Raw genomic sequence first — 24,731 nt, 5'->3', positions numbered from 1 at the left:
GATTAGCAGAAATCATCATTTCGTCTGTTCGAGTTTGTTATACTCGTCATCTGTAACCGGTTCAAGCCACTCATTGGAGGTGTTTTCACCGGAAATTTCAAAAGCCAGATGAGCAAACCAACTGTCGGCAGCAGCCCCGTGCCAGTGTTTCACATTAGCAGGAATATGGATAACCGTACCAGGCAGAATCTCTACCGCCGGTTTACCTTCTTCCTGATACCATCCTCGACCGGCTACACCGATAAGCATCTGTCCGCCACCTTTCGTTGCACGGTGAATATGCCAGTTATTGCGGCAACGCGGTTCAAAAGTAACGTTAGAGATATTCACCTGCTCGCGCGAAACCGGAGCAAGATAACTGTTACCAATAAAATACTGTGCATAGGCTGTATTGGGTTCGCCAATAGGGAAAATCATCTCACGCTGGAAAGCTGTTTTGGCATCCTCACCAACAATATCTTCAGACCATACTCCTTTTGCCAAATTGAACGCTGCCCACGCCTTCGGCCAACCTGCATAGAAACCTATATGAGTGATAATCTCTGCGATCTCCGTGCGGGTGATGCCGTTCTTCTTCGCCGACTGAAGATGATAAACGAGCGAATTGTCCGTGATTCCCATACTGATAAGGGAGGTAATGGTTACTAAACTGCGGTCACGCAGACCGAGTTTGTCAGTGCGGCTCCAAACTTCTCCAAAGAGAACATCGTCATTGAGTTCCGCAAACTTGGGGGCAAACGTTCCTAACTGGTCACGTCCTGCCGTCTGTACTATCTTTTCTTGTGCCATAACATTGAGTGTTAAAATACTAAATACTGAAAATAAAAGGAGTTTGTTCATAATCATTTCGTTTATTGAATGAAGTTATTAATATGGTTTGCTGAGTCAATCGACATTTGCATACCCTTTTCAAAAAGTTTCTGCGATCCATCATCTTCTATCTTTTCATTGTTAAACTTTTGATTGCAAATCTACTGCAATAAAATGAGTGGGCTTGTATATGATTTACTGATATTTGTACCCAAATCCTCGATTCTGTAATAAAGCCATCTATAATTCAAATAAAATGAATTATATTTGCGATAAAGAATATAAAAGAAAGGATTATGGAAGAGGTTATTAAACTTGATGAGGTAGATAAATACAACAAACTTTTCGGACTCGAAACACGACACCCATTGGTAAGTGTTGTCGATCTGTCGAAAGCAACGCAGTGGCCGGAACATTTCAAGATCAACTACGGCGTATATGCTCTTTTTCTGAAAGATACTTATTGCGGAAATATCATGTATGGCCGTCAGAACTATGACTATCAGGACGGCACGATTGTCAGTTTTGCTCCGGGTCAGGTAACGGAAACCAAGATGGTTAAAAATGTCCAGCCAAATGCTCACGGCATCCTGTTTCACCCCGACCTGATTCGTGGCACGGCACTCGGTCAGGAGATCAAGAACTATTCTTTCTTTTCCTACGAAACCCGTGAAGCATTACACCTTTCAGAGGAAGAACGGGAGACCGTGATGGATTGTCTGCATAAGATTGAAATAGAACTGAAACACAACATAGACAAGCACAGCCGCCGATTAATTTGTGCCAATATCGGACTACTGCTCGATTATTGCATGCGTTTCTACGAACGGCAGTTCACAACACGCGAAGAAGTGAACAAAGACATCATTGTCCGTTTCGAACGGTTGCTGGATGAGTATTTCGACAACGAGACTCCGCTACGAGAGGGATTACCTACTGTTAAATACTTTGCCGACAAAGTATTTCTATCAGCAAACTATTTCGGAGATATGATTAGCAAACAGACGGGACAGACCGCCTCGGAATATATCCAGAATAAACTGATCGAACGCGCCAAAGAAGCTTTGCTAGCAACAGATAAGACTACAAGTGAAATTGCTTACGGACTAGGATTCCAATATCCGCAACATCTAAGCCGGATGTTCAAACGGATTACGGGTTGTACCCCCAATGAATTCCGCTCACAGAATTAGTCTTTATATAAAAAGGCAAGAATAAAATATGCTACGATTTAAAACGTAATCATAAATGATGACCCTAAAGTAAGCATATTCATATACTCACCACTGTTCCTACTATGCGACGGAAGCAAATCATAGTCGAGAAAAAAACGGATTCCATAATATTCCTTTGCTTTGAACGTCAAGGAAACCCCACTTCCCATGCAGAAACCATTTCTTGCAGAAACCGACCGGTCAGTTAATTCCAATTGTGGATAATGCACGTATCCACCCAGAAGTTTACTGCCTATCAGCCATCGTGAAGACAACGGATATGAAAAATAGCTTCCTCCGCAAAGCGATATCGCATCAAATGTGTTATTTTCTGCCTGTTCTTCATTGACAATAATCAAAGTATTGGAAACAGTGAATCGCCCTCCCACGCCTACATACGGATTAAAGAAACAGGCCCCCTCCACACCGGCCGAACTGCCTGATGAAGTACGAAACTCCATTTGTTCGTCGATATCATAACTGCTCAACGGGATATTCAATCCGAGATACAAACTGACAAATGAAGGCCTATCCATTCTGTCGAACCTATCTTCACCTGCAAACCTATTGATTCCTTTTTCCCTGAATATCAGATCTGCAAAATAATACCCCACTTCCGTCGACAATATTCCGATTCCTGCCCCCGTCAGCACATCACTTAACCAATGCTTGTTGTTTGCCATCCGCATAAGACCGGTTGCAGTAGCCACACTATATGCCCCGACACCTACCCATGGACTTTTATGTCCGTATTCCTTGGTAAACATGGTAGCAGTCATAAATGCCGTAGCCGTATGTCCGGATGGAAAAGAATGTTTGTTTGAGCCATCCGGACGTTCGACGTTTGTCGTTTGCTTCAAAGTATTTACCACACCACCCATCAGCAGTGCGGAAAAAGCGTCGGAAACGAGCATTCTACCCCATGAGCTGCGACTTTGCACTCCGGCTGCTTTCATACCAAGCATCACTGCAGCAGGGGCATATTGCATATAATCATCCAAATGACGATTGAAACGGGGCAGATAGTCGTTACGTAAACCTCGAAAATGATCGTCCTCATTTTTTACAATCAAGCCACCAACCATTAACGGAATGCCGATATACGTCATCTGATAGAAACGGGAAGATGAGAATTTATCAAGCCTTCTACTAAAATTGGTTGTTGTAGAGATACGCAAACTATCTCTTCTTTCCGCCATAACATTATCTGCCAAATTTTGAGCAGATAAGAAAGAAAAGCTACAAATACCAACAATACATATTACAATCATTTTCATTACTCTGTCCATTTATGCCCTGTTCCATGCACATTCTTAATACAACCCTTACATCCCGCAGCAGCAAATTTCGCTTTCAGGTTCTTTATATGTGTAAAGCTCCACCGGCGTGTCGTTCACCATAGCCGACTTATTCAATAATACTTCTCACTGCTGAGATATGCTACGATGCTGTCCGAAAGACTCCGTTCATCTTCTATAATCTTCATAGCTTCTGAATTTCATAACCATATCACTCTTTGTTGCTACAAAATTAATTATTTATCAACGGCTCGTTCTCTCTTTTTATAAATTAACAATATTATACTTGGCAATACCAACAGAAGTAATAGTAGAACATACATTCCATTTGAAAACAGTGAAGCCTACATGTCAGACATGACACATCCGATAAAAGCCAAACTTACAGAATATCTCAAACTCGAAGCCCCCTACAAAATAAGATTTGGAATCATTTTATTGCCCCCCTCTCGGATGCAGAAAAGAAAGCAATATCTGAAATTGACGACGAGATGCTTTCTTATGATTAAAGATAGCAGACACCCGAAGCCGACTATTTCCTAATTCTCGATACTTCATAATACTTATCCTATTTGTATCTATTGTTATTTTATTATTCCAATTTCTTTCAACCAACCTTTTGCTCCACTTGTACTACCTGTAGAGCCAAAACCTTTCAAATGTTCTGAATCCGGAGTAAGTTCTACTATTTTAGCCAAAGTTTCATCTCGGTAAGTGGCTGCATAAGTACAGAATGGTACAATGATTTTTCCCTTCAAATTGTATTCTTTACTTTCCAGAAATGACCATATCGCCATTGGAGCTGTATGCCACCACACCGGACAGCCTACAAAAACAATATCATAATCATCCATATTCTTAACAACATCTTTTAATGGAGGACGAATACCTTTCTCCAATTCCTCTTTCGCCACCTCCGTACAAGGAGTATAATCCGTTGGATAAGGTGTAACGGTTTCAATAGAAAACAAATCGCCACCTGTAAGTGAAGCAATCTCCTCCGCCAAACGTTTTGTAGTACCTCCCCAGCTGAAGTAAGCAACAAGGATTTTCTTTCCACTCACCTGGGTGACCGGTTCATCACTTTGGGCACATGAGTAAGAACTCAATGCCGCTAAACACATCATCATAATCAATACTAATTTTCTCATCTTCAATTTCATTTTAGTTATTACCTTTCGATGATGCAAAGTTACCGGAATATAGAAAGTAACACAATAGACAAATTACTGATATTATAACCATTTTTACTAAGCACACGATATTGCAAATCAGCACACTAACACAAATTACAGAATATCAAACACAAATTACCTTTTATGACATATCCCGTATGGCATTCTCATTGAAAACCTTTATTTTTGTTGTGAAACAAAAGAATATGAATATGGAGAATATAATAAAACTGGAAACTATCCAGGAATATAACAGACTTCTAGGTGCAGAAACCCTGCATCCTCTGGTTAGTGTAACCGATTTCTCTACGCTCCAATCCCTCAAGCACTGTCGAAAGAATTTCGGTTTTTATTGTGTGTTCTATAAAGAACTTGATTGCGGTGTGCTTCAATATGGCCGTAACAAATACGATTACGAAGATGGTACGTTAGTTTTCATTTCTCCGGGACAAATAGCCGGTGTGAATGATGGCGGTGAGACTATAAATCCCAAAGGTCTTGTGCTTATGTTTCACCCCGATTTGTTATATGGTACTCCCCTTGCCCGCAGAATGAAAGACTATACTTTTTTCTCTTATGAATCTAATGAAGCTCTTCACATGTCTGACCGGGAACGCCGGATCATCTTGAACTGTTTTCATGAAATACGGGAAGAATTGGAAAATGCAATCGACAAGCATACCAAACAAATTGTGACTTCCAATATAGAGACCCTGCTCAATCATTGCGTGCGTTTTTACGAACGCCAGTTCGTCACTCGTGAAGTAGTCAACCATGATTTACTAACCGAATTCGAACAGATACTTCAGCAATATTTCAATTCGGACAAACCCTCCGAGATCGGTTTGCCCTCCGTACAATACTGTGCAGAACAAATACACCTTTCTCCCAATTATTTTGGAGATCTGGTAAAAAAGGAAACCGGAAAGTCCGCACAGGAATATATCCAACTGGCCATAATGGAAAAAGTAAAAGAACTATTGATTGAAAGTAATAAAACAATCAGCGAAATAGCATACGAACTCGGTTTTAAATATCCCCATCATTTAAGCAGGGTATTTAAGAAAAACATTGGAACTACCCCCAATGAGTACCGCGCACAAGCCGGATAAAAATCAGTTATTAGAAGCAAAATTCTTCTTCTGTTTTTAAAACCGATAAGATACTTTTCGCATCAGACTCTTGACAAATGACTTTTTATGTTGTATCTTTGAGAAAAGAAAAAGTATAAAAAGCATGAAATTAGATAGAAATAATCATACATAAATCATAAACAACCCGGTATTTTACAATACCGACTCCTATATGATATGGGGCAATAGTCGAATGATTATTGCCCCATTTTGTTTATAATTCAGCTTAAAATCTCTCGTCTAATTCTAAAACTGCTATCAAATAGTTTATAATAAACTCGAATACCGTTTTACTAAAACTATCAAAAAGTTTATTATAAACAGGATTCGGGTTTATTAAAAACGACGTTTTCTTTTGTCAAAAATAGAGTAAGCAATAATTTTAGCATTCACCACGAAAAAATTTCGGAACAGCTCTACAGGTAATATAAATACACAATAATTCATTTACTTCTTTATTTACACAATCGTTTTCCTCCTCCACATCCCATCTTTCTATTTTTCCAATTCGCTAATTAAATCCAAAACGTTGAATACGACTCACGGCATCTACCATATTTTACATACATTTGCGTCTGACACAGATGTCAAACATTGGGTTTAATTTAAGATGTTTGGTATATGAATGCATATAAAGTGGGGTTAGACATAAGCTCTACTGCCGCTAAGATAAAAATATAAGAGTGTTTACTCGGATCCTTTATCAAATAAAGGAAGCAAAATATCATCAACCAGTGGCAGAACTTATTATGTTATGAGGAATAGTATAGACATTATTCGACCACAAAATCTTCCGATTTAAAATTACTATAGAAACGTCCTGAAACAGCAGTAAACTTCAATACACAGTAATCGGGATCCGTCACTCCCTCCGGATAGTACATGGTATCTCCCTCCTGCCAGATCATCTCTTTACTGGCACTGTCCGTCAAGACCTCCATCGCGCCGCGTAGCATAACACCTCTAAAAAATCTCGTATCACAGAAGTAGATACATGCATGGTTATTCTCCCGGTATTGCGCCACACGCATGGACGAAGTGTTTGTTGTCAGATAAATCGTTTTTATGCCCTCTCTTTTTCTAGGTTGCAGCATTGCTTTGATGGTAGGAAATCCTTCACCGTCTACCGAACCGATAAAAGCTGTTTTCAGCTTATCAATCATGTTGCCTACTGTTTTTTCCGCGTCTCTCATCATTTTACTTTTTATTATTGGTTTATTATCTGATGCGAAAGTAGAGAAATACCAGAAAAGTAATGCAATAAAAAGAAAGGTAGAAATAGCACTTTTTACGGTTTGTGTGCTTTACGATACAATAATGGAGTTTCTCCCGTATGCTGCCGGAAACTACGGATAAAATAAGAAACTGTTGAAAAACAGAGTTCAAATGCAATATCAGCTATAGGAAAGTCCGTATAAACAAGCAGCCTTTTAGCCTCTTCCATCACCTTGTTCCGGATATATTGTTTTGCACTGAACCCCATGGTCGAGGTTATCATCTCATTCAGATAATTAGGAGTAATACAGAGCTTATCCGCATAATATTGAACCGAATGTTGCTCTTTTGCATGTGTAGCAACCAAATTCATGAATCTGCTTACATGATTATTGGAAACTTCCCTGTTCCTGCCCTCTTCCATCGAAGTCTTTTTAAGATAAGCACGATCCAACAACATCAGGACTTCATAAAGCAATGCTCTCAAAACGTGTACATCGTCCTGTTGATACGAATCAATCTCCATCTTTATATCATGCAAGGTTTCAAGTATGCGTGTATAAAGTTCATCAGACAAATGTAGTCGCGATGAAAAACTTTCTATCTGAAAAAACGAAAGATGCCGTACAAACAAAGAATCTTTAAAGAGGGAAGACAAAAACTCTTCTTCGAAAATCAGAGCATACCCATTGATGATATGATGAGTATCCCAGTTCCGGATTTCCCCCGGTTTAGAGAAAAGAACGTCACATGGAATTGCTTCATAGGTTTGGTTATCGACTGAAAAAGCTCCCTTACCTTCTGTTATGAAAGTAATATCATAATAATTTAGAGTGTGGACAGTACTTTTAGCCAGGAACTTCTTCACATACTTCAGTTCTACTACATCGACCAAAAGTTCACTCCCATACTTATGCTTATAAAAAGTATATCGAGGTATTGAGTTTTTCATTCAGAATACAAAAATAGTATTCCTTACCAAATAATCCAAAGACTTTCCAAAATCGATTCGATTGAATAAGCCATGAGCCATCTGATAAGGAATACATAGAAAAAATATGTCTAGGTTATATTTCCTATTTAGAACCTCCGGCCAGATACCCCAAACTGGTTACATCTGCCCCCAAGTAATGATTAATGTGCTTCAATGGCACCCTGTACAGAATATCCGGGATTTCCGCCAATAAAGAGAGATACCTTTCCCTTACTGTCAGTTTGCGGACACTCATATTCTCTTCCTCTTTAAAATAAAACTGATACTCCATCAGTTGACGGACCAGATTCGCAAATGAAATTGAAGATGCACACAACTCTTCAATCTCTTCTTCGCTGATGTAATAAGCAGCACATTTCGTCAGTGTCTTGATAGAATACAGACTTGAATTATAGCATAACACAGCATCACCCGCAGAGAAAAACCGGCTGGTTCTCTCCTCTCCTTCATGAGTGGTATATGTATGCAGAATACCGGAAACAATAATGTACAAGCTCTGCTCTGGCATTGTGGCAGAAGCAATCGTTTCTCCTTTATCCAGATACACCATTTCCATTCGAGCCAACAGCTCTTTCACTTCTCTTTCATCCACCTGATACTCAAAACAGAGTTTCTTCAAATAAGCTTCCATACAAAATAGATTTTAGTTAATATATGTCACTTAAAAACACCTAATTCGACATAGCAGGCATCATTGTGCCTCTCAAATATAATTTCCTTTGGGTATATCGTAAATACCAGATACAAATCAATAATGAAACGACCGTTGAAATGGGTGGAGCAAATCCCATGATAAACAGCGACGAGCTATCTATCTGGCTGAACCAGTATGACAACGGTATACGGAACAGGAAAGTGGCTATCAGACTGTGAATCATCGGGAATAACGAGTTTCCTTGTCCGCTGAAATAAGAATTAATGCAGAACACGAAACTAACCACGATACAGTCGATGCTATACCCTCGCAAATAATCTGCCGCCATTGCCACCACAGCAGCATCTTTCGTAAAGAAAGCAGTAAGAGTCTCCGGCAGGAATTGCGAATACACGCAAACCGACACACCGAAAACAAGAGCAATCCCAATCCCCGAAGCCAGACATTTATTCATTCTCTTGATAAGCCCCGCTCCATAGTTCTGTGCAGTCATGGTTGCCACAGCCGATGATATAGCCATTGGAGGCAGCATAGCAAACACGATGATTTTCTCAACAACACCCAGGGAAGCAGATGCAATGACTCCCATCTGATTGACAATGACCGTGATAATCAGAAAAGAAACATTGATTAAAGCATCCTGCAAAGCAATAGGCGCTCCTAACACCATGATCTTTTTAGACAGATTCCGGTTCAATCGAATATCTTTCCGTGAAAAGTCAAAAGAAAATCCGTGCCGGTACAAGAACCAGAGTGCTATTCCAAAGCTGACACCTTGTGCAGATATAGTAGCAATAGCCGCTCCTGTAGCTCCCCAATGGAAATAACCGACCAATATAAAATCGAGCACTATATTTATCACACATGCCAGTCCGACAAAATAAAGCGATGTTTTAGAATCACCCAATCCACGCAAAATACCACATACAACATTATATCCCACTATAAACAGAATACCCAGAGAGCATACCAAAATATAGTTTTTCGTATCTGCCATAGCTTCGACGGGAGTATGCATCAGTTCTGCTATCTGACCATGGAAAAGTACCATGACCAAAGTTAGCACTACGCCGGTTATTGAAAACAACCATACGGAAGACCCGATTGTAAAAGCTACTTTCCGATTGTCTTTGGCTCCGGTAGCAATAGCAATCAGTACGGTTGTTCCGGTAGTAATACCCAGAATAATACCTGTTATTGTCTGCATCACCTGACTACCAATAGCTACGGCTGCCACACTTGCCGAATCATCATATTGTCCGACAACGAAAAGGTCAGCCCCGCCATAAAGCGCCTGAAGCACGTTGGCAATTAAAAAAGGTACTGCAAACAGCAACAATACCTTCGGTACGCTTCCTTGTGTCAAATCTAACTCTTTCATAGTTTCTTCGATACTTTTCCTCTTTATCTTATTTTGTTACAACATAAAAAAGTGCCGGACAAGCGAATGATTTGCACCATTCATCTTATCCAGCACTATAATTATTATTATAGCACCCTCCGATGAGGATTTTTATGCCTGTCCCTATTTCAGGGCTGCAAATATGGGCTTTGTTTTCATAATTACCAAATTTTAACCAGCTTTTATTTTCTCACGGAGATGTAACTAGCTATATATCAACTATTATCAGACGAGGTTTGATCTATAGAATCTCCGTTAGAAAAACGAAAGAAAGCTGCCAACCGATCCGGATTCAGCGTATAACGTGCGCGTTCTTTTAATAAGGGTTCCGCATTCATTACGGCACAAGAATGAGAAACCACGGACATCATCGGCCAGTCCTTTAACGAATTTCCTACAACTAAAGTATGTTCAAAAGATAAAGTCAAAGCCTTACATAACTGAAGCACCCCCTCTTTTTTACTTGCTTCAGGATGAATGACTGTTATCAGCGGAGCTTTATGAAAGACCTGGCAGGGATTCTCTTTCAACCGGGTAAGAATAGCTTCTCTCTGTTCTTTATCACGTACCAATATACTATACTTATAAACCACTCCTTCATAACTATGAATAGTGACTTTTGCCGGTTCTCCATATACCTCCGGATATACTTTCACCGGCAAACACCTGATCTGGCCGGAATAAGATAATAAACCTCCATCTGCAAACACTCCTCCGCTGAATAAATCGAAAAGAGCCTTTCCCAGCTTTTTCTTCGCCTGCTCCATCGACAGAGAAGTGGCAAGATATAAGGAAACGGACTGTGCCATATATCGCAAAGCGTTAGCATAACTTTCAGGAACTTTTCCCTGTGAATCAGTCAGTGTTCCATCCACATCGAAGAAAACAGTCGTAATAAGTGGCTTGTCAGGTATTCGCCAGAACGCCCCTTCTCCCATGATTCGATGTAAAGGGTGATTGTTCAGGTTACTGAACGCAAGATAGCAATCACAAACTTTCCTCTCGCAAGATAGCGGCAGAACAGCTCCATCACCTTGATAAAAATTACCAATCTTCACCCGGCTTCGGGGACAAGCATACATATCCCCTTTCCAATCGATAAAACAATTGTTTCTTCCTCCTGCACAAACTTCCCATTGTGCCGGAGCATTCTTCAAGTCATACTCAAAAAGATTATCCAGTTGACTGAAAAACTGAATATCTTCCTGACTTAATGGTGCCCTTAACCCCTGCATAGCATTAATGAATAAATAAATATCCGGCAAAAGAGTATTCCGTAAATCATTGAGTACGGCCTTTGCAGAGGGATTTCCTACCGCTCCGGCACATACCTGTATTCCCGCATGATGGAGTATATGAATCTGATGCGCAAATTTCTCTACCGAAGTCATCTCAGGATGAAAACTGGCCCAGAGCCTTATCTTACTTATCACAGTGGGAGTCACACGAATCTCATCAAGCCAGTGTTTGACCGGAAAAGAAAGGTTAGTCTGACAGGAAATTCCAGCCACCTGTGGCAATGCTGCCAAATGCATCATTCCTTTCCGATAATAACGATGGATCAATGCTTCACCGTAAGGAATAATAAATAACTGCAACGGCTCCCCTTTCCATTGTTCAATAGCTGCTATAAAACGATTCCATGCCTGTTCATCCCGGGTCGTATCTGCCAGATACGACTTCTTGCCGAAAGGGCAATAAGAACAGGTATAGTTGCAGCTATTCAATTTGCCGCGATAATATATACGCCTGAAGGAAAGTAAAGAGCCTTCGTTTTCCATTTCTATTTCGTTCAATAAGAATAAGTTTCCATCAGTTCTCTTATTTCAGGAGTAATGAACAACTGACCAATATAATCGGAGTATGCCATTCCTTCGGAAGTCAGACAAATACGACCGTTATCCGTATTTTCTATCCATTGCCGTTCAGATAACTGTCGGAACAACGGCACATTATCCGGTGATTCTCCAAAGCGACGCTTATATTCGGCCTTATCAAGCCCCATGTAATACATCAGATTTTTAATAATGAAACGTTGTCGCTGTTCTTCCTGCGAAAGAATAAATCCATTACGAGCCACTGTAAAATCAGTAGTGCCCATATAATCATCTATCTCTCCGGCAATACAACGCTGGCAAACAGTATACCGGGTGGCATAATGCAAATTACCCAGGTAACTGCGTCCGCCGGAGCCACACGACAGCATCACCTCATCCCCACATGAGATTTCCGCATCAGTAGACGGATGATGAATAAAACGTCGCATCGAAGTTTGTAGAAAACCTCTGTCTTTCAACAAATCACAAGCGGCACAATACATCTGAAAACAGACATCATCGGATTCCCGCTCCGTGATAGCCGTTCCCGGTCGTACATATAGCGGATAGATAAAGAGTTCGTTAGGCTGAAACAGAAGAGCTTGTTCCAATGAATAAAGAAAACTGGCTACAGTTTGTCCTTTGATTCCGTAGATCAAGTCGATATTAAAAAACGGGAATTGCCTCTTCCGGATAGCCTCCAGCGCCTGATTAATCGTGTCTTGCCGGGGGCGTCTTTTTAAAGCTGTTAATTCTTCGTCAAGGAAACTCTGTACGCCAATACTCACACGAGCCACTCCTGCTTGCTTCAACAAGTCCAAACGGGCAGGATCGGCATATTCCGGCGATGTTTCTACGGAAGTAAAGGTATGTGAAGGATGCACTCCGAATAAGGCAGCTGTATCCAATAGGTATTCCAGTTGAGGAACAGTGAGGAGCAACGGTGTGCCTCCTCCAATGGCGAAACTATCAAATGCCAGCCCGGTGGTGAGTGGAGACAACTGTTGCGCCTGCTTGTGAAGAGTTTCCAAGTAAGTTGCGATATAATCCGCACGATTTGTTTGCAGAGAAAACAGGTTGCAATATCCACATTTATGACTACAAAAAGGAATATGGAAATAAAGCGATGCTTTCTGTCCTTCCACCTGTTTCAGGTAAGGAACCAGCGAAACCGGGGACGGAAAAGAACGATAAGCAGTTTTATGTGGATAACTATACATATAGTCTACATATCGTGGTAGCGGTTGATTCATTTTTTCGTTAAAATAAAGTGTTTGTAAGGGACTGTATAAACCGTTTCGTGGGATATGCAATGATATTCATATCCATCCTCTCCATAGCAAGTGCCATGATCGGAAAGAGCAATCACCAGCGTATTTCCCCGCTTCTGAAAGGCCTGGAACAAACGGGGCAGCTGACTGTCGACATATTGCAGCGCGGCAGCGTGTGATTCCTTATCATCCTTCATTTTGCCTTCCACATAATGACAGTTCGGATAATGAATAGCAGAAAAATTGATATACATAAAAATCCGTTTGTCCTCCGGGTAGTTTTCGAGTTTCTTCAACGCAAAATCAATTTGTTTTTCAGTACTATCGGGTGCCGTGCATCCAAAAGTCGGCAGCCAATAACTTTTAGTAAAGTAACCGGGAAACACACGCCCCAGTTCATTACGCTTGCTGAAGAAGTTCACCCCTCCTATACAAATCGTTTCATAACCTACATTGGCAAGGCTTTGCACAAAAGTCGCTTCCGTAAACGGATAACTTCCCGCAGGCGGAATACGTCCCGTACCAGCTTGCACAGGGAAAAACAACCACTTACGGCTGCGTAGCGAATGAGGTTCCGCCGGAGAAGGCAGAAATCCTGCAAAGATGGCAAAATGAGACGGGTAAGTAAAATTTCCCGGCGCATGTCTTTTTTCCCATTCTCCTCCGTGACTATTCAGTACCGGTGTTCTTCCCGCCGCTTCTTCCTCCTTGCTGACATCATAACGCAAGGTATCAAAGCAAAGCATCAATATATCATGAGTACCCACCACCTGATTCATATCCAGATCCGGATTTTGGGTCTGTTCGCCAGCCGGCAGTTCATCTATTTGCATGGTTATATCTCTTTTTTATGTTTTTTATCTGTTGAATATAAATAGAATTATGAGCAAACATATCCTGATACACATGATCTCCCTGTCCGTTGACTTCTATTATATAAGGTATATCTGTTCCTCTCTCCATCAGGACATCCACTCCGGCATACTGCAAATCCAAGGATTGGACCGCTTCCTGACACTGATAATAGATTTGTTGTCGTACTATGTCCGGCAAAGCCAACTCGTTCCACCAATGTGCCTTATTGTTCAGATGCAGATTGGTTATGCTTCCTTTACTGCATCTCACAACGATATAATCGATTTCAGATTCCCGGCACACTACCCGGAGATCATAATTCTCTCCCTGCAACTGCTCTTTAGGAATCCATTCTTCTAAAATAGCTTCTGTTTGCATCACCGCTTCCGCCAACGGGATCATCTCTTTTTCCGTACTCAAACGGTGGATACGTTTGGTGTTATGAATGACTCCATCCACTTGTTGCAAGGTAGTATAGACTACCCATTTATTCCGGTTGGGTTGATAGCGAACAGCCATAATGCCTCCCGCCCCCGAACCGTAACGGGGTTTCAAAAAGCATCCTCTACCGCAATCGGCAAGAAGCCCTCTCAACTCATCAAAAGAATGGGGAGAAGATAACATCGGAGTCACTCTCAAACCTCTGTCCACCAGCACTTGTTTAGTCTCCTTTTTGTCAAGAGCACGCAACAAAGCATGGGGAGTGTTCAAAAAGTGCACGTCATCAGATAGCCTCATCTCGCCTAAACGTTGCAGTGTTTCCTTATATGCCTGATTCAACAGCGCATATTTCAGGAAATCCGTTTCATTGCTTACACAAGGTTCCAGCTTGATAACTGCCTGCCGTAATTGCGGCAAGCTGTTAAAAAGTTCCCTGTAAGTCATAAAACGAACTTCCGCCTGCAAGTATTTGCCTGCTTCAATAAAGTATTCTATACGTTTGGACAGAGAGTTGCTGACAACGATTATCTGCATCTCCTATTCTGTAATCATCGGGTAATACCACAATTCACCATCATATTCATCCGCTTCTTCAGTTTCAGCAATATCTATTTTCATAGGAAGATTCTGCAGCTGTTTCTTCATATCCTTGCTCAAATAATTGTAGCGCATATTGATAAACTTCAAATGAGCGATCTTATCCATATTATCCAGCAATAATTGGGCACCTTCATCTTTGAGAGTACCGGCCGAAACATCCATTGTTTCAAGTTGGGGAAGAATATCCGACTCCAGGAACATTTCTACAATCTTGTCCTGTTCTTCAGAGTTGACGATCCCCAGATAAGTCAGCTTCGGGAAACGTTCTTTGGAGAACAACGGACGAAATATCTCAATATCAGCTTCAAATCCATAATCTTCCACACCAACATATAGAATCAGTTTTTCCAGATTGGGGAAATCAGAACCAAGAATATCTTCTACCACTTCAGTAGGCAGGCCACCACTGATAATTTCCAGTGACCGCAACTCCGGCCGTGAAGTCTTTCCCAAACGCAGATTATTGGTTCCTTTGATTTTCAGATCCTTCAATTTAGGCATGGCATCGAGTAGCGGACTAATATCAGCTTGTTCAATCCATGAAATCTCCTGTTCTTCCTGCTCAATATCTCCCCAGAACAAGCCTTCTATTTGTGCGAACTTCTCCTTATTTTCAATCATTCCCTGTAATAAGGCAGAACAGTCGCCACCCTCATAATCCCAACAACCGATTGTTATTTGTTTATATTCAGAGAGATGTTTATCTTTCAATATCTTATCCAGAAGATTCACATTGTTTTCATACTCATCGTAACTCAAAGTATATTTCTTGGCTTCCACTTTCATTTCACGTGCAGTTTCTTCAGCAGTTTCTACATACCCTTTTTTGGTCTTTTCCGCAATCAGTTTGCCGGCAGCTTTTTCAGCCTCTTCAGTCGTTGCGTAGTTTTTCACTTGTGTTTGTCCGTCGGTCCCCAACTTACCATAATTTACAGTAACATCTGTTCCGACTACATCTATACTCCAGAATTTCTGCGATTTAAAATCTTGAAAAACGAATACTCTCTTCATAATACAGTTTTTAATGGTTGATATTTGCACACTCAACACAGAACGCGCATGAACAATACCTGCAAAAATAACCATTTTATGTAATGTACAAAGAAATCTGTTTACTAAACTTTCAGAGTATTCAAAAATACAACCCAAGATATACAACAAAGGCTGCCTTTGGGGGCAGCCTTCATTATTCTATTTCTGTAATACATCAGTTTAATCTTCAATAGTACATATACTTACACGGTTCCAATCCGGTTCAGTAAACATATCGCCTACACCCTGACCTTCGGCAGTGATACGAGATGCACTGATTTTATACTTGTTGACCAAGATCGTTTTTACAGCTTCTGCACGTGCTGCAGCAATTCTGGCATTCACTTCAACACTACCTTCCGGAGAAGCGTATCCCTTAATAACCACTTTTGAATCAGCATATTTCTTCATGTAGGCAGCTACACGTTCCACATTAGGAAGTTGTGAAGCGTCAACTGACGATTTACCTTGTCTGAAAGTAATGATAGATTCGGGTACACGGGCGGTTTTTACTACAGTCTCCACCGGAACCACTTTTGTGCGGCATGCTTCAAGTTCTTCCTGCAATCCGTTGATACGTCGGTTTGCATTGCTGATCTCGCCATCTTTGTTGTTTACATCTGCACGAAGTGCATTGATTGAAGAGTTCAGTCCATCAATTTCGGCTTGATTATATACTCTCACTTTGGCAAAATGATGTGTTCCGTTACTTGTCTTAAAGTGGTATGTCAATCCGGCTGTCAACTCAAAACCTGCGTTATTAGCATTGAAACGGCTCTTTGTTTCAGGGTAAGTACCTTGCATATCATACACAATGGCAGGTTTGATTCCCAATGTCCATGCTTTACTTTCACCCAAGTTGAAATTGAAATTCAATCCCAAACGCGTAGACCAGGAGTTCTGATCGCCATCGCCATTCACATAATAATGTAACCAACCTATTCCGGCAACAGCTTCCACTTCAAACAAACGAGGTTCGCCCGTGTAACTTGCAAATAGATTCATCAGATTGACTTTACCCAATACGCTGACATCCGAAGCATCGAAAGCCGTTTTACTGGATGTGGTATTGATATATCCCATTCCTTGGAATCCCAAACCGAAGATAGGAGTTAATTGTTTTGAGACTCCCACTCCAAAAGCGGGACGCATACCTTTAAAGAAAGCACTGTGAGTAAGGGGAGTGACTCCACCGGCATTTACTCCGACAGACCAATTATCTGTAAGTTTGGTACCTTCTACAACTGATTGGGCATTTGCTGCTGTAAAGCCACCCAATATAAAAGCTAATAAAATAATAGATTTTCTCATATTCATAAGTTTTTAAATGTAATGTTTTATCTGCTAAATCATTAGAAATGTATTGTATGTTCATGTCTAACTTTCTAGTTCATTTTTTAATTCGTTATTCACTTTAGACAACATATCATACCAAAAATTAGTTCGCAAGCTATGAGCCCTATTAACATCTATTATGCTTTCGGAAAATCTAAAATATGAAGAAGGTTTTCTATCCTACTTGGTAAATATGGAAAAGCGATTACCTGTGTCTGTTTCATGGGGTGATGCTTCACCTGCAGAAATGGAACAATTAGCTTTTCATTCGTATTTATGATTTCAGTACCCGCTTCAATCTGTTTAATCCTTCTATCAACCGCTGTCGCGGACATGCAATATTGATACGGATAAATCCTTCACCAGTCTCTCCATACAGACTGCCTTCGTTCACCCAAAGCTTTTCTTTCTTCAACAAGTCTTTTACTATTTCTGCTGACGTTTGATTCAAGACCGAGCAATCTACCCAAACCAGATACGTACCTTCCAACATCATTACGGGAAATTCCGGAAGATATTCATCAAAATAACCTTTTAAATAGATGTAATTCGCAAACAAATAGATTTTAAGTTCTTCCAGCCATTCTTCACCCTCATTGTAAGCAGCCATCAACGCCTCCACTCCGAAAGGATTCACATCACATACTTCATTTATATTAATCGCTTTATCTATCCTCACCCGTACATTTGCATCTGCAGAAATAATATTGGCTATCTGAAGCCCTGCCAGATTGAAAGCCTTGCTAGGCGAAACAAAGGTTACCGAATTCACAAGAAACTCTTCTGATATAGAAGCGAAAGGAGTATATTCATGCCCCAGAAAAACCAATTCACAATGAATTTCATCAGCGATCACAAACACATTATTCCGAATACAAATCTCACCTATCTGCCTTAATTCCTGCTTACTCCATACTCTTCCGACAGGATTATGCGGATTACATAACAACATGAGTTTTATCTTCGGATCGGAAGCTTTCCTCTCCAAATCATCAAAGTCAATCTGATACCCTTTGTTTCTATATACTAAAGGATTGGCAATCATCTCGCACCCGTTATTACGGATAGAGGAGAAAAAACAATTGTATACAGGCGTCTGCACCATCACTTTATCGCCGGGTACTGTCAGTGCTTTAATTGCAGCAGATATTGCCGGCACAACTCCGGTAGTATAGATAATCCATTCTTTTTCTATCCGCCAGGCATGTCGTCGTGCAAACCAGTTGGTTATCGCCTCGTAGTATGCGTCAGGCACGCGTACATATCCGAAAATCCCATGTTCCACCCGCTTCTTCAATGCCTCCACGACGGGGGGAGCCGTACGGAAATCCATATCAGCCACCCACATCGGCAAGACATCCGCATCTGCGGACGAGTCCCATTTATAAGAATTCGTACCTCTGCGTGAAATAATTTCATCGAAATTATACTTCATATTTCAATCAAAACAGGTTAGGTCGTCCCAGAGTTTCAATTCACAATTTCCCGGTGCTTTCAGATTTTCATCCAAAATAATTGTGCCGAAGCTTTCGGCAACAATACTCCCTGTACGAGGATTTTTCACACTATGAAGCGGGCTTTTAATCGTTGCCTGCACGCTACTATGTTCAAAAGCAAGGTCAGCATCCTCCGCCATCGTACAATTTTCCATCACCAGATCATGTGCGTAACAAAGTGGTTGAGTACCCGAAATTTTACAATTTACCAAACGCAGGTTTTTAGAATGCCATCCCAGATATTCTCCGTTCAGTTCCGAATCATAGACAGTTACATTTTCCGTATTCCAAAAAGCATCTTTGGAGTTGATGACTGCATTACGGATTTCTACATTCTTGCAATATTGAAACGAATAGTTTCCATTTTGAACGTAATTTTGTATATGGATATTCTCGCTATGTATAAAAAGATAATCTGCTTTATCAATCTGTACGTTCTTCAGTTCTATATTACGACAATACCAAAACGTTTCCAAGGCATTGGGCAACTGCACATTTTCGAGTTTTATCCCATCCATTTCACGGAACATCTTCGGTGCTTCCACCAAGGTATCCGCCATTTGTAGACTTTGAGAATACCACAGGGCGGCACGAGCTCCTTCTGTAAAAAGACAATTCTTCACAATGAATCCATTGGTGTGCCAGAAAGGATATTTCCCTTCAAAACGGCAGTTTATCGCTATGATATTACTACATTCTTTCAGTGCCGATTCACCGGCATGAATCGTTACATCTTCCAACTGAATGTCATGGGTTGCAAATAGAGGGCGTTCGCCTCCATATTCTTTATTTCTTATTTGTTGCATCATTTTATTTTTTAGTCTGTTATTTCAAAAATCACATTTACACTTCCCGCTCCAAGGGCAGAAAGCAGCCCTGAAGGATTAGTTATACGCCCTAAACGGGTATAGCTGTATGAAGTGGAAAAAGTTTCATAAAAAAGTACCACACAAGTGGATCCGTAAAGCATCAAATCACCTGTCCGAATCGTACCTGGGCTGGATGGGGTTGTTGGTAAACCGTTTTGTAGATAATAATACTTTTCATTATTGTTCAATTCGGACATATTCACTGTCATAGGAAGCAATCTCTTAAATGCTTTTGCTGTCTCATTATTTTCCAATGTAGCATTGAATGAAACAGTCCCGATTGTTACTTTAAGATTATTACTCACAGGATTATCATCATTGTTATCGTCATTATCACCAGTGTTATTACCACTATTATTACTGCCATTATCACTAGAGCCATTACCCGGAATTACCTGTTGCCCTGTTCCCTGTATAGGTTCATCTTCACTACATGATGCGGAACCGACTGATAATGTCAGTATAGCAAGAATTGTTATTATATAGTATCTCATATTTATAGTATTGAAACTTATTTCTTCAGATACTCCTTAAAGAAAGATTCCAGCTTACTAAACGGGATAAGACCCACACGGTCGTAAAGATCTACATGTCCGGCACCGGGTACTATATACAGTTCTTTAGGTTCGGCAGCCAATCGATAGGCGTCTTCACTAAACTCACGTGAATGGGCATTCTCTCCGGTGATGAAAAGCATGGGGCGGGGTGAAATAGTTTCAATATCTTCGAAAGGATAGAAATTCATAAATTTCACATTGCTTGAGAGCGTAGGGTGTGTAGTGGTCATAGGAGTTGCTCCGTCAGGAGTAAATTCTCCTCTCTGCGTACGGTAGAATTCATAAAACTCCCGTTCGATCGGATTGGACGTTTCTGTCAACTGATGTACAGTGCCACTGGTATATTTAGTTTCCCCACCCAAAAATTCTGTATAACGCTGTTCCGCCGCTTCAGCCATTATTTGCTTTCTCTGTTCCAACGTTAATGAGTGATTTAATCCATTACGGTTGGCCGCCCCCATATTATACATACTGATTGTTGCAATGGCCTTGAGACGAGGGTCTATTTTCGCTGCACTGATAGCAAAACTTCCACTCCCACAAATTCCAATTACCCCAATAAGATTCCGGTCGACGAACGGACGCGTACCTAAAAAATCAACCGCGGCGCTAAAGTCCTCCGAATAAACCTCCGGCAAAACAGCATTACGCGGCTCGCCTTCACTCTCACCCCAGAAAGACAAATCGATGGACAGTGTAACAAATCCCCTTTCCGCCATTTTCGTTGCATAGAGATTCGCACTCTGCTCCTTAACAGCCCCCATCGGATGCCCTACAATGATTGCAGGATATTTTTCCCCTTCTTTCATACTCTCGGGCAGAAAAAGATTACCCACTACTTTCATCTTATATTGGTTAGAAAAAGAGACTTTTTCTACATTTACCCAATCACTTTTATAAAAATTATCAGCATTTGTCTGTGCTGAGGAAAAACTGGTTCCGAGCATCATCATAAATACAACCGTTAATAATAAAATCCGTTTCATATCTCTTGCGCTTTAATAATTAATAAATTGATTACCTATTTTCAACATTGCAAAAGTACGATGAAAGAAAGAGACCGTTTGTAGACGAATTACTGACATAATAACCCCAATTACAGATTATATTCCGTATGTCGGTGTTGGCGTTATTTTTAATTACATATTCATATTATGAGCCAAAGATACCACTTTGATATTTTCTAACATTAAGCATAGCTTTGCTACGTGGATTTTAAGGAGCCACCCGTTCCTTTAAAAGGAAGAGGGCGTTCCTCGGTGTCGAATGGGTCGTTTCTTTTAAAGGAACGGCTCGTTGGTTCTAAACCAAAGCCTACAGATGTAACCAGCTGAATTTCAACTTCTTACAAAATTGTATTTCCGTCCCCGTAAACCATGGGATTTTATTCAACAAACGAGACGGAAAGTGCTGTTAAAGGCTGCATTCGGTATATCATAAATTTAAACATTAAAAAGACATTCTCATTGTTACAACCCGGAAGTATATAACTACTTTGGACAAGACAGCATCTATATTATAGAAAAGGAGATCGAAGTGGGAATGAGAGCAGCGCTTCATTCGTTTTTACTGGAAAATAAATTCAAGAATGGGATTATGTATAAAAGATCGATGGAGTTATTCGTTATACATTATAATATGATGGAGTTAGTAGAAGAGGAAAGCTTGATGAGAGCATTTCAGAGATGGAGGTAGATTACGAAAGAAAATGCTTAGTAAGATTTCTCGTTTTTCTCGATAGAGAAAAGTCAATACTTGAAATTCTGATGGCACGTCAAAACAGATGTGCCATCAGACTCTATTTATTCTATTAATAATTTCCTGCTATGCGTTGCCCAAGTTTTAGTATATAATTAAAAATTATTTAGTTCCTAAAAACCTATCACAATATCGCTGCTATTTTTCGTACTTTGTTAAGCTTTTCCATAAACTTGTTATCCCGCTTTGCCATCTGCAAATTATAGCATGTTTGCATCCAAAGCAATGGTTCAGCATCTAAATCTAATACGGCCTCTATGAGCATAGCATACTCTGTACTTAACGGACGCTTTGCATTCAATATCTCATTTAATACTGTATAAGATACTCCCATTTCTTTAGCCAGTTTCTTTTGAGAGACTCCTCTAAATTCTATTTCATCCTTTAGTATTTCTCCTGGATGCATTGGCTCAAAAGAGGTTAAGTTATTAGCTATCATTTTAGGGTCTATGCCATCTATTTTAATCATAACTTATTATTTATAATGGTTAGACAATTCAATTATATTACAAATGGTAGTTACAATATCACCTTGTATTTCTGCTACTGTAAAGATAATATTTTCGCCTCAATACATACTCACATATTTGCGAATATTTTCTTTGCAATAAAAAATAGCATAGCTTTTCTCTATTCCCTTTCAAACCTCACCGTCAGATCTCCCGGCACATTTAAAGCCCTGATACCATCTCCATCAATGCTACCAATCAGAATCAAATCACTGCTTTGCGACCATTTTTTATAAAAAATGGCCACATTTCCCCAAGGCACATAAATCGTAATATCCCCGGGAGCAGGCGCACATCCCCGTTTCACTCCTTCTATTGACAGTTTAGGTAATGGATAAAATATTTTCTCGGTATTATTATAATCGTTGAGTGTCACTTCCAACGGCAAACGGGAAACAAAATCCTGTGCTGCCGCATTATCAGCCATGGTTGCAGTTACAACACGCTGCCCTACTGTTATTTTTATTTTCATACTTTCTGTATTAGGTTCTTCATCTCTATTATTTATCTCTGTTCTTCCTGTCTCCGGATACTCTGTATTATCAGGATGCTCGCTACATGCTATCCAAACGGAAGCCAGCAAAATGACAAAAGAATATATCGAAAATCGTTTCAAGCTGATTATTAATAGCCAAATCTTTCTATTTACATTCATGCTCTTATTTATTTACTTGATTACACAACCATTACTCTGAAGTTTAAAAGTCATATTTCCGTGTACACAAATCATACACAAAATCCGGGTTATCAAAGTCACCGACAACAGGTTTTCCTGTATCACAAGCAGCGAGTAACTCCATATCTTCATCCGACAATCTAAAATCCAACGAATTGAAATTTTCTTCTATTCGGTTTTTATGTACTGATTTAGGAATAACGATAATCCCTCGTTGTGTCAACCAGCGTAACTCAACTTGAGCAACAGTCTTATTATATTTTCCAGCCATTCAGCAGGGTCTTCCACCTGAAAAACACCAAATCCCAGAAGAGGTATTCTTTCTCCATTGTTTAATGTTGCATATTCCATAAAACAATTCATTTATTTGCATACTGCAAAGTTCTGGAAAAAGGAGAAGAATCCCTGTAGACATATTACGGGTATGACAACCCCAATTACTGATTCTTTTATTGAGAGCTACTCATTATATATGGCATCCGGACGCCATCTCATAAACCATAAATACATCATACAAATTCAGTATACAAATTACAGAATTCATGACCCCAATTACAGATTCATCATTCCCCTCGTATGAAAATCAGACATTTATCTGTATCTTTGTTACCGATTCAAAACACCAAAAGCCATGGATAAAGTTATAAAACTAGAGAATGTCAATCAGTATAACGAATTGTACGGACTGGAAACACTGCATCCCTTGGTCAGTGTCGTCGATTTGACCAAAGCAACCCAATCAGTCAATCATATCCAAATGAATTATGGTCTTTATGCGCTTTTTCTTAAAGAAGAGAAAAGCTGTGACATAAAATACGGTCGCCAGTATTATGATTACCAGGAGGGAACTATCGTCTGTTTCGGCCCCGGTCAGACAGCCAGTGTCAGCACTTTTGAAGATGAAATCAGTCCGGCGGTCTATGGCATCATTTTCCACCCGGACCTGATACGTGGTACCTCACTGGGAAAAGAAATAAAGAAATATACCTTCTTCTCTTATGCCGTAAATGAGGCCTTGCATCTTTCGGAGCAGGAAAAGGAAATAGTGAAGGATTGTCTGAAGAAAATCAGCATCGAGCTTGAACATGGCATTGATAAACATAGCAAAGCATTAATCGCTATGAATATCGAACTGTTACTGAACTATTGTATGCGTTTTTATGAACGACAATTTATCACCCGGAACAGTGCCAACAAAGATGCGCTTACAAAATTCGAACAATTGTTGGATGAGTATTTCCAAAGTAAATTACCTATACAGGAGGGCTTACCCTCGGTGAAATATTTTGCTGATAAAGTCTATCTCTCTCCCAATTATTTCGGTGATATGGTGAAAAAGGAAACAGGGAAAACTCCACAAGAACATATTCAGTCTAAGGTGATCGAATTGGCCAAAGAGCGCATTGCTGATACAGAGGAAACTGTGAGCCAGATAGCCTATAGCCTGGGATTCCAATATCCGCAACACCTTTGCAGACTATTCAAAAAGCGTGTCGGTTGCACGCCCAATGAATACAGAAGTCAGGCTTTAGCTTAAAGATTAGTACCCTTATTGAAGGGGAACTGTAATATGGGTAAATTAATCCGTAATTCATATACAAACAGATTTCAAATCCTGC

23 protein-coding genes and 2 pseudogenes are annotated in these 24,731 nt (G+C 40.2%); 5 read left to right on the top strand and 20 right to left on the bottom strand.

The window, feature by feature from the left end; all coding sequences use genetic code 11:
- Positions 1-15: 15 nt before the first annotated feature.
- A complete protein-coding gene (locus I2I13_RS20355) occupies positions 16-840 on the bottom strand; it encodes a carboxymuconolactone decarboxylase family protein (protein ID WP_195650359.1) in 825 nt (274 codons plus the stop codon).
- Positions 841-1,106: 266 nt separating this feature from the next.
- On the opposite strand from I2I13_RS20355, the gene I2I13_RS20350 reads away from it, so the two are divergent.
- Positions 1,107-2,003 carry an AraC family transcriptional regulator gene (locus tag I2I13_RS20350; protein WP_148364949.1) on the top strand — a complete coding sequence of 299 codons (897 nt, stop codon included), beginning with the start codon at positions 1,107-1,109 and terminating at the stop codon, positions 2,001-2,003.
- A 38-nt stretch (positions 2,004-2,041) separates the two neighbouring features.
- Here the strand turns inward: I2I13_RS20350 and I2I13_RS20345 are convergent, their stop codons facing one another.
- Entirely contained in the window at positions 2,042-3,301 is a 1,260-nt protein-coding gene (locus I2I13_RS20345; protein WP_148364948.1) for a phosphatase PAP2 family protein, read from the bottom strand.
- 605 nt (positions 3,302-3,906) lie between these two features.
- Positions 3,907-4,473 (bottom strand): flavodoxin, encoded by a 567-nt coding sequence (locus tag I2I13_RS20340; protein WP_195359450.1) that lies wholly within the window; start codon positions 4,471-4,473, stop codon positions 3,907-3,909.
- Between the two features lie 236 nt (positions 4,474-4,709).
- Here I2I13_RS20340 and I2I13_RS20335 point away from each other — a divergent pair, with 236 nt between their 5' ends.
- Positions 4,710-5,609, top strand: coding sequence for an AraC family transcriptional regulator (locus I2I13_RS20335; RefSeq protein ID WP_195650358.1), 900 nt, complete (start codon positions 4,710-4,712; stop codon positions 5,607-5,609).
- A 794-nt stretch (positions 5,610-6,403) separates the two neighbouring features.
- Here I2I13_RS20335 and I2I13_RS20330 read toward each other — a convergent pair.
- The 10 genes from I2I13_RS20330 to I2I13_RS20285 form a co-directional block, all read right to left on the bottom strand.
- Positions 6,404-6,826: a pyridoxamine 5'-phosphate oxidase family protein gene (locus I2I13_RS20330; RefSeq protein WP_167511767.1), complete on the bottom strand. Its 423-nt coding sequence runs from the start codon at positions 6,824-6,826 to the stop codon at positions 6,404-6,406.
- A gap of 92 nt (positions 6,827-6,918) precedes the next feature.
- Positions 6,919-7,797: an AraC family transcriptional regulator gene (locus I2I13_RS20325; RefSeq protein ID WP_195359437.1), complete on the bottom strand. Its 879-nt coding sequence runs from the start codon at positions 7,795-7,797 to the stop codon at positions 6,919-6,921.
- Between the two features lie 124 nt (positions 7,798-7,921).
- Entirely contained in the window at positions 7,922-8,470 is a 549-nt protein-coding gene (locus I2I13_RS20320; RefSeq protein WP_148364944.1) for a Crp/Fnr family transcriptional regulator, read from the bottom strand.
- Between the two features lie 40 nt (positions 8,471-8,510).
- Entirely contained in the window at positions 8,511-9,875 is a 1,365-nt protein-coding gene (locus I2I13_RS20315) for an MATE family efflux transporter (protein WP_195650357.1), read from the bottom strand.
- 236 nt (positions 9,876-10,111) lie between these two features.
- Entirely contained in the window at positions 10,112-11,677 is a 1,566-nt protein-coding gene (locus tag I2I13_RS20310; protein WP_195650356.1) for an STM4011 family radical SAM protein, read from the bottom strand.
- Positions 11,678-11,688: 11 nt separating this feature from the next.
- Positions 11,689-12,966 carry an STM4012 family radical SAM protein gene (locus I2I13_RS20305; protein WP_195650355.1) on the bottom strand — a complete coding sequence of 426 codons (1,278 nt, stop codon included), beginning with the start codon at positions 12,964-12,966 and terminating at the stop codon, positions 11,689-11,691.
- Positions 12,963-13,817 carry an STM4013/SEN3800 family hydrolase gene (locus I2I13_RS20300; RefSeq protein WP_004297058.1) on the bottom strand — a complete coding sequence of 285 codons (855 nt, stop codon included), beginning with the start codon at positions 13,815-13,817 and terminating at the stop codon, positions 12,963-12,965. Before I2I13_RS20300 ends, I2I13_RS20305 begins: the two co-directional genes overlap by 4 nt.
- Positions 13,804-14,814, bottom strand: a complete 1,011-nt coding sequence (locus I2I13_RS20295) for an STM4014 family protein (RefSeq protein WP_195650354.1) — start codon at positions 14,812-14,814, stop codon at positions 13,804-13,806. Before I2I13_RS20295 ends, I2I13_RS20300 begins: the two co-directional genes overlap by 14 nt.
- 3 nt (positions 14,815-14,817) lie before the next feature.
- Positions 14,818-15,891 (bottom strand): STM4015 family protein, encoded by a 1,074-nt coding sequence (locus I2I13_RS20290; protein WP_148364939.1) that lies wholly within the window; start codon positions 15,889-15,891, stop codon positions 14,818-14,820.
- A gap of 201 nt (positions 15,892-16,092) precedes the next feature.
- Positions 16,093-17,229 carry an OmpA family protein gene (locus I2I13_RS20285; RefSeq protein ID WP_195650353.1) on the bottom strand — a complete coding sequence of 379 codons (1,137 nt, stop codon included), beginning with the start codon at positions 17,227-17,229 and terminating at the stop codon, positions 16,093-16,095.
- Positions 17,230-17,421: 192 nt separating this feature from the next.
- Here I2I13_RS20285 and I2I13_RS24735 point away from each other — a divergent pair.
- Positions 17,422-17,509 (top strand): annotated as a pseudogene (locus I2I13_RS24735) (anaerobic ribonucleoside-triphosphate reductase activating protein); the annotation flags it as partial.
- A 12-nt stretch (positions 17,510-17,521) separates the two neighbouring features.
- On the opposite strand, the gene I2I13_RS20280 reads toward I2I13_RS24735, so the two are convergent.
- The 4 genes from I2I13_RS20280 to I2I13_RS20265 are packed head-to-tail and all read right to left on the bottom strand — an operon-like array spanning position 17,522 to position 21,155.
- Positions 17,522-18,682, bottom strand: a complete 1,161-nt coding sequence (locus I2I13_RS20280; protein WP_195650352.1) for a MalY/PatB family protein — start codon at positions 18,680-18,682, stop codon at positions 17,522-17,524.
- Between the two features lie 3 nt (positions 18,683-18,685).
- Positions 18,686-19,549 carry a DUF3737 family protein gene (locus tag I2I13_RS20275; protein ID WP_195650364.1) on the bottom strand — a complete coding sequence of 288 codons (864 nt, stop codon included), beginning with the start codon at positions 19,547-19,549 and terminating at the stop codon, positions 18,686-18,688.
- A gap of 11 nt (positions 19,550-19,560) precedes the next feature.
- Positions 19,561-20,106: a cyclophilin-like fold protein gene (locus I2I13_RS20270; protein WP_195650351.1), complete on the bottom strand. Its 546-nt coding sequence runs from the start codon at positions 20,104-20,106 to the stop codon at positions 19,561-19,563.
- A 17-nt stretch (positions 20,107-20,123) separates the two neighbouring features.
- Positions 20,124-21,155, bottom strand: a complete 1,032-nt coding sequence (locus I2I13_RS20265; protein ID WP_195650350.1) for an alpha/beta hydrolase — start codon at positions 21,153-21,155, stop codon at positions 20,124-20,126.
- 487 nt (positions 21,156-21,642) lie between these two features.
- Between I2I13_RS20265 and I2I13_RS24560 the strand changes: the two are divergent.
- A pseudogene (locus tag I2I13_RS24560) lies at positions 21,643-21,864 on the top strand (hypothetical protein); the annotation flags it as partial.
- 187 nt (positions 21,865-22,051) lie between these two features.
- On the opposite strand, the gene I2I13_RS20260 reads toward I2I13_RS24560, so the two are convergent.
- The 3 genes from I2I13_RS20260 to I2I13_RS20250 form a co-directional block, all read right to left on the bottom strand.
- A complete protein-coding gene (locus tag I2I13_RS20260; RefSeq protein WP_195650349.1) occupies positions 22,052-22,396 on the bottom strand; it encodes a HigA family addiction module antitoxin in 345 nt (114 codons plus the stop codon).
- Between the two features lie 161 nt (positions 22,397-22,557).
- Complete coding sequence (locus I2I13_RS20255; RefSeq protein WP_195650348.1) at positions 22,558-23,091, bottom strand: cyclophilin-like fold protein; 534 nt, start codon at positions 23,089-23,091, stop codon at positions 22,558-22,560.
- A gap of 43 nt (positions 23,092-23,134) precedes the next feature.
- Entirely contained in the window at positions 23,135-23,383 is a 249-nt protein-coding gene (locus I2I13_RS20250; RefSeq protein WP_195650347.1) for an aldo/keto reductase, read from the bottom strand.
- 360 nt (positions 23,384-23,743) lie between these two features.
- Here I2I13_RS20250 and I2I13_RS20245 point away from each other — a divergent pair, with 360 nt between their 5' ends.
- Positions 23,744-24,649, top strand: coding sequence for an AraC family transcriptional regulator (locus I2I13_RS20245; protein ID WP_195650346.1), 906 nt, complete (start codon positions 23,744-23,746; stop codon positions 24,647-24,649).
- Positions 24,650-24,731 lie beyond the last annotated feature (82 nt).

It is taken from the genome of Bacteroides sp. D55t1_190419_B8 (assembly GCF_015558905.1).
GTDB lineage: Bacteria > Bacteroidota > Bacteroidia > Bacteroidales > Bacteroidaceae > Bacteroides > Bacteroides vicugnae.
The sequence above is the reverse complement of the archived record's forward strand: the minus strand, read 5'-3'. Positions and strand labels throughout refer to the sequence as shown.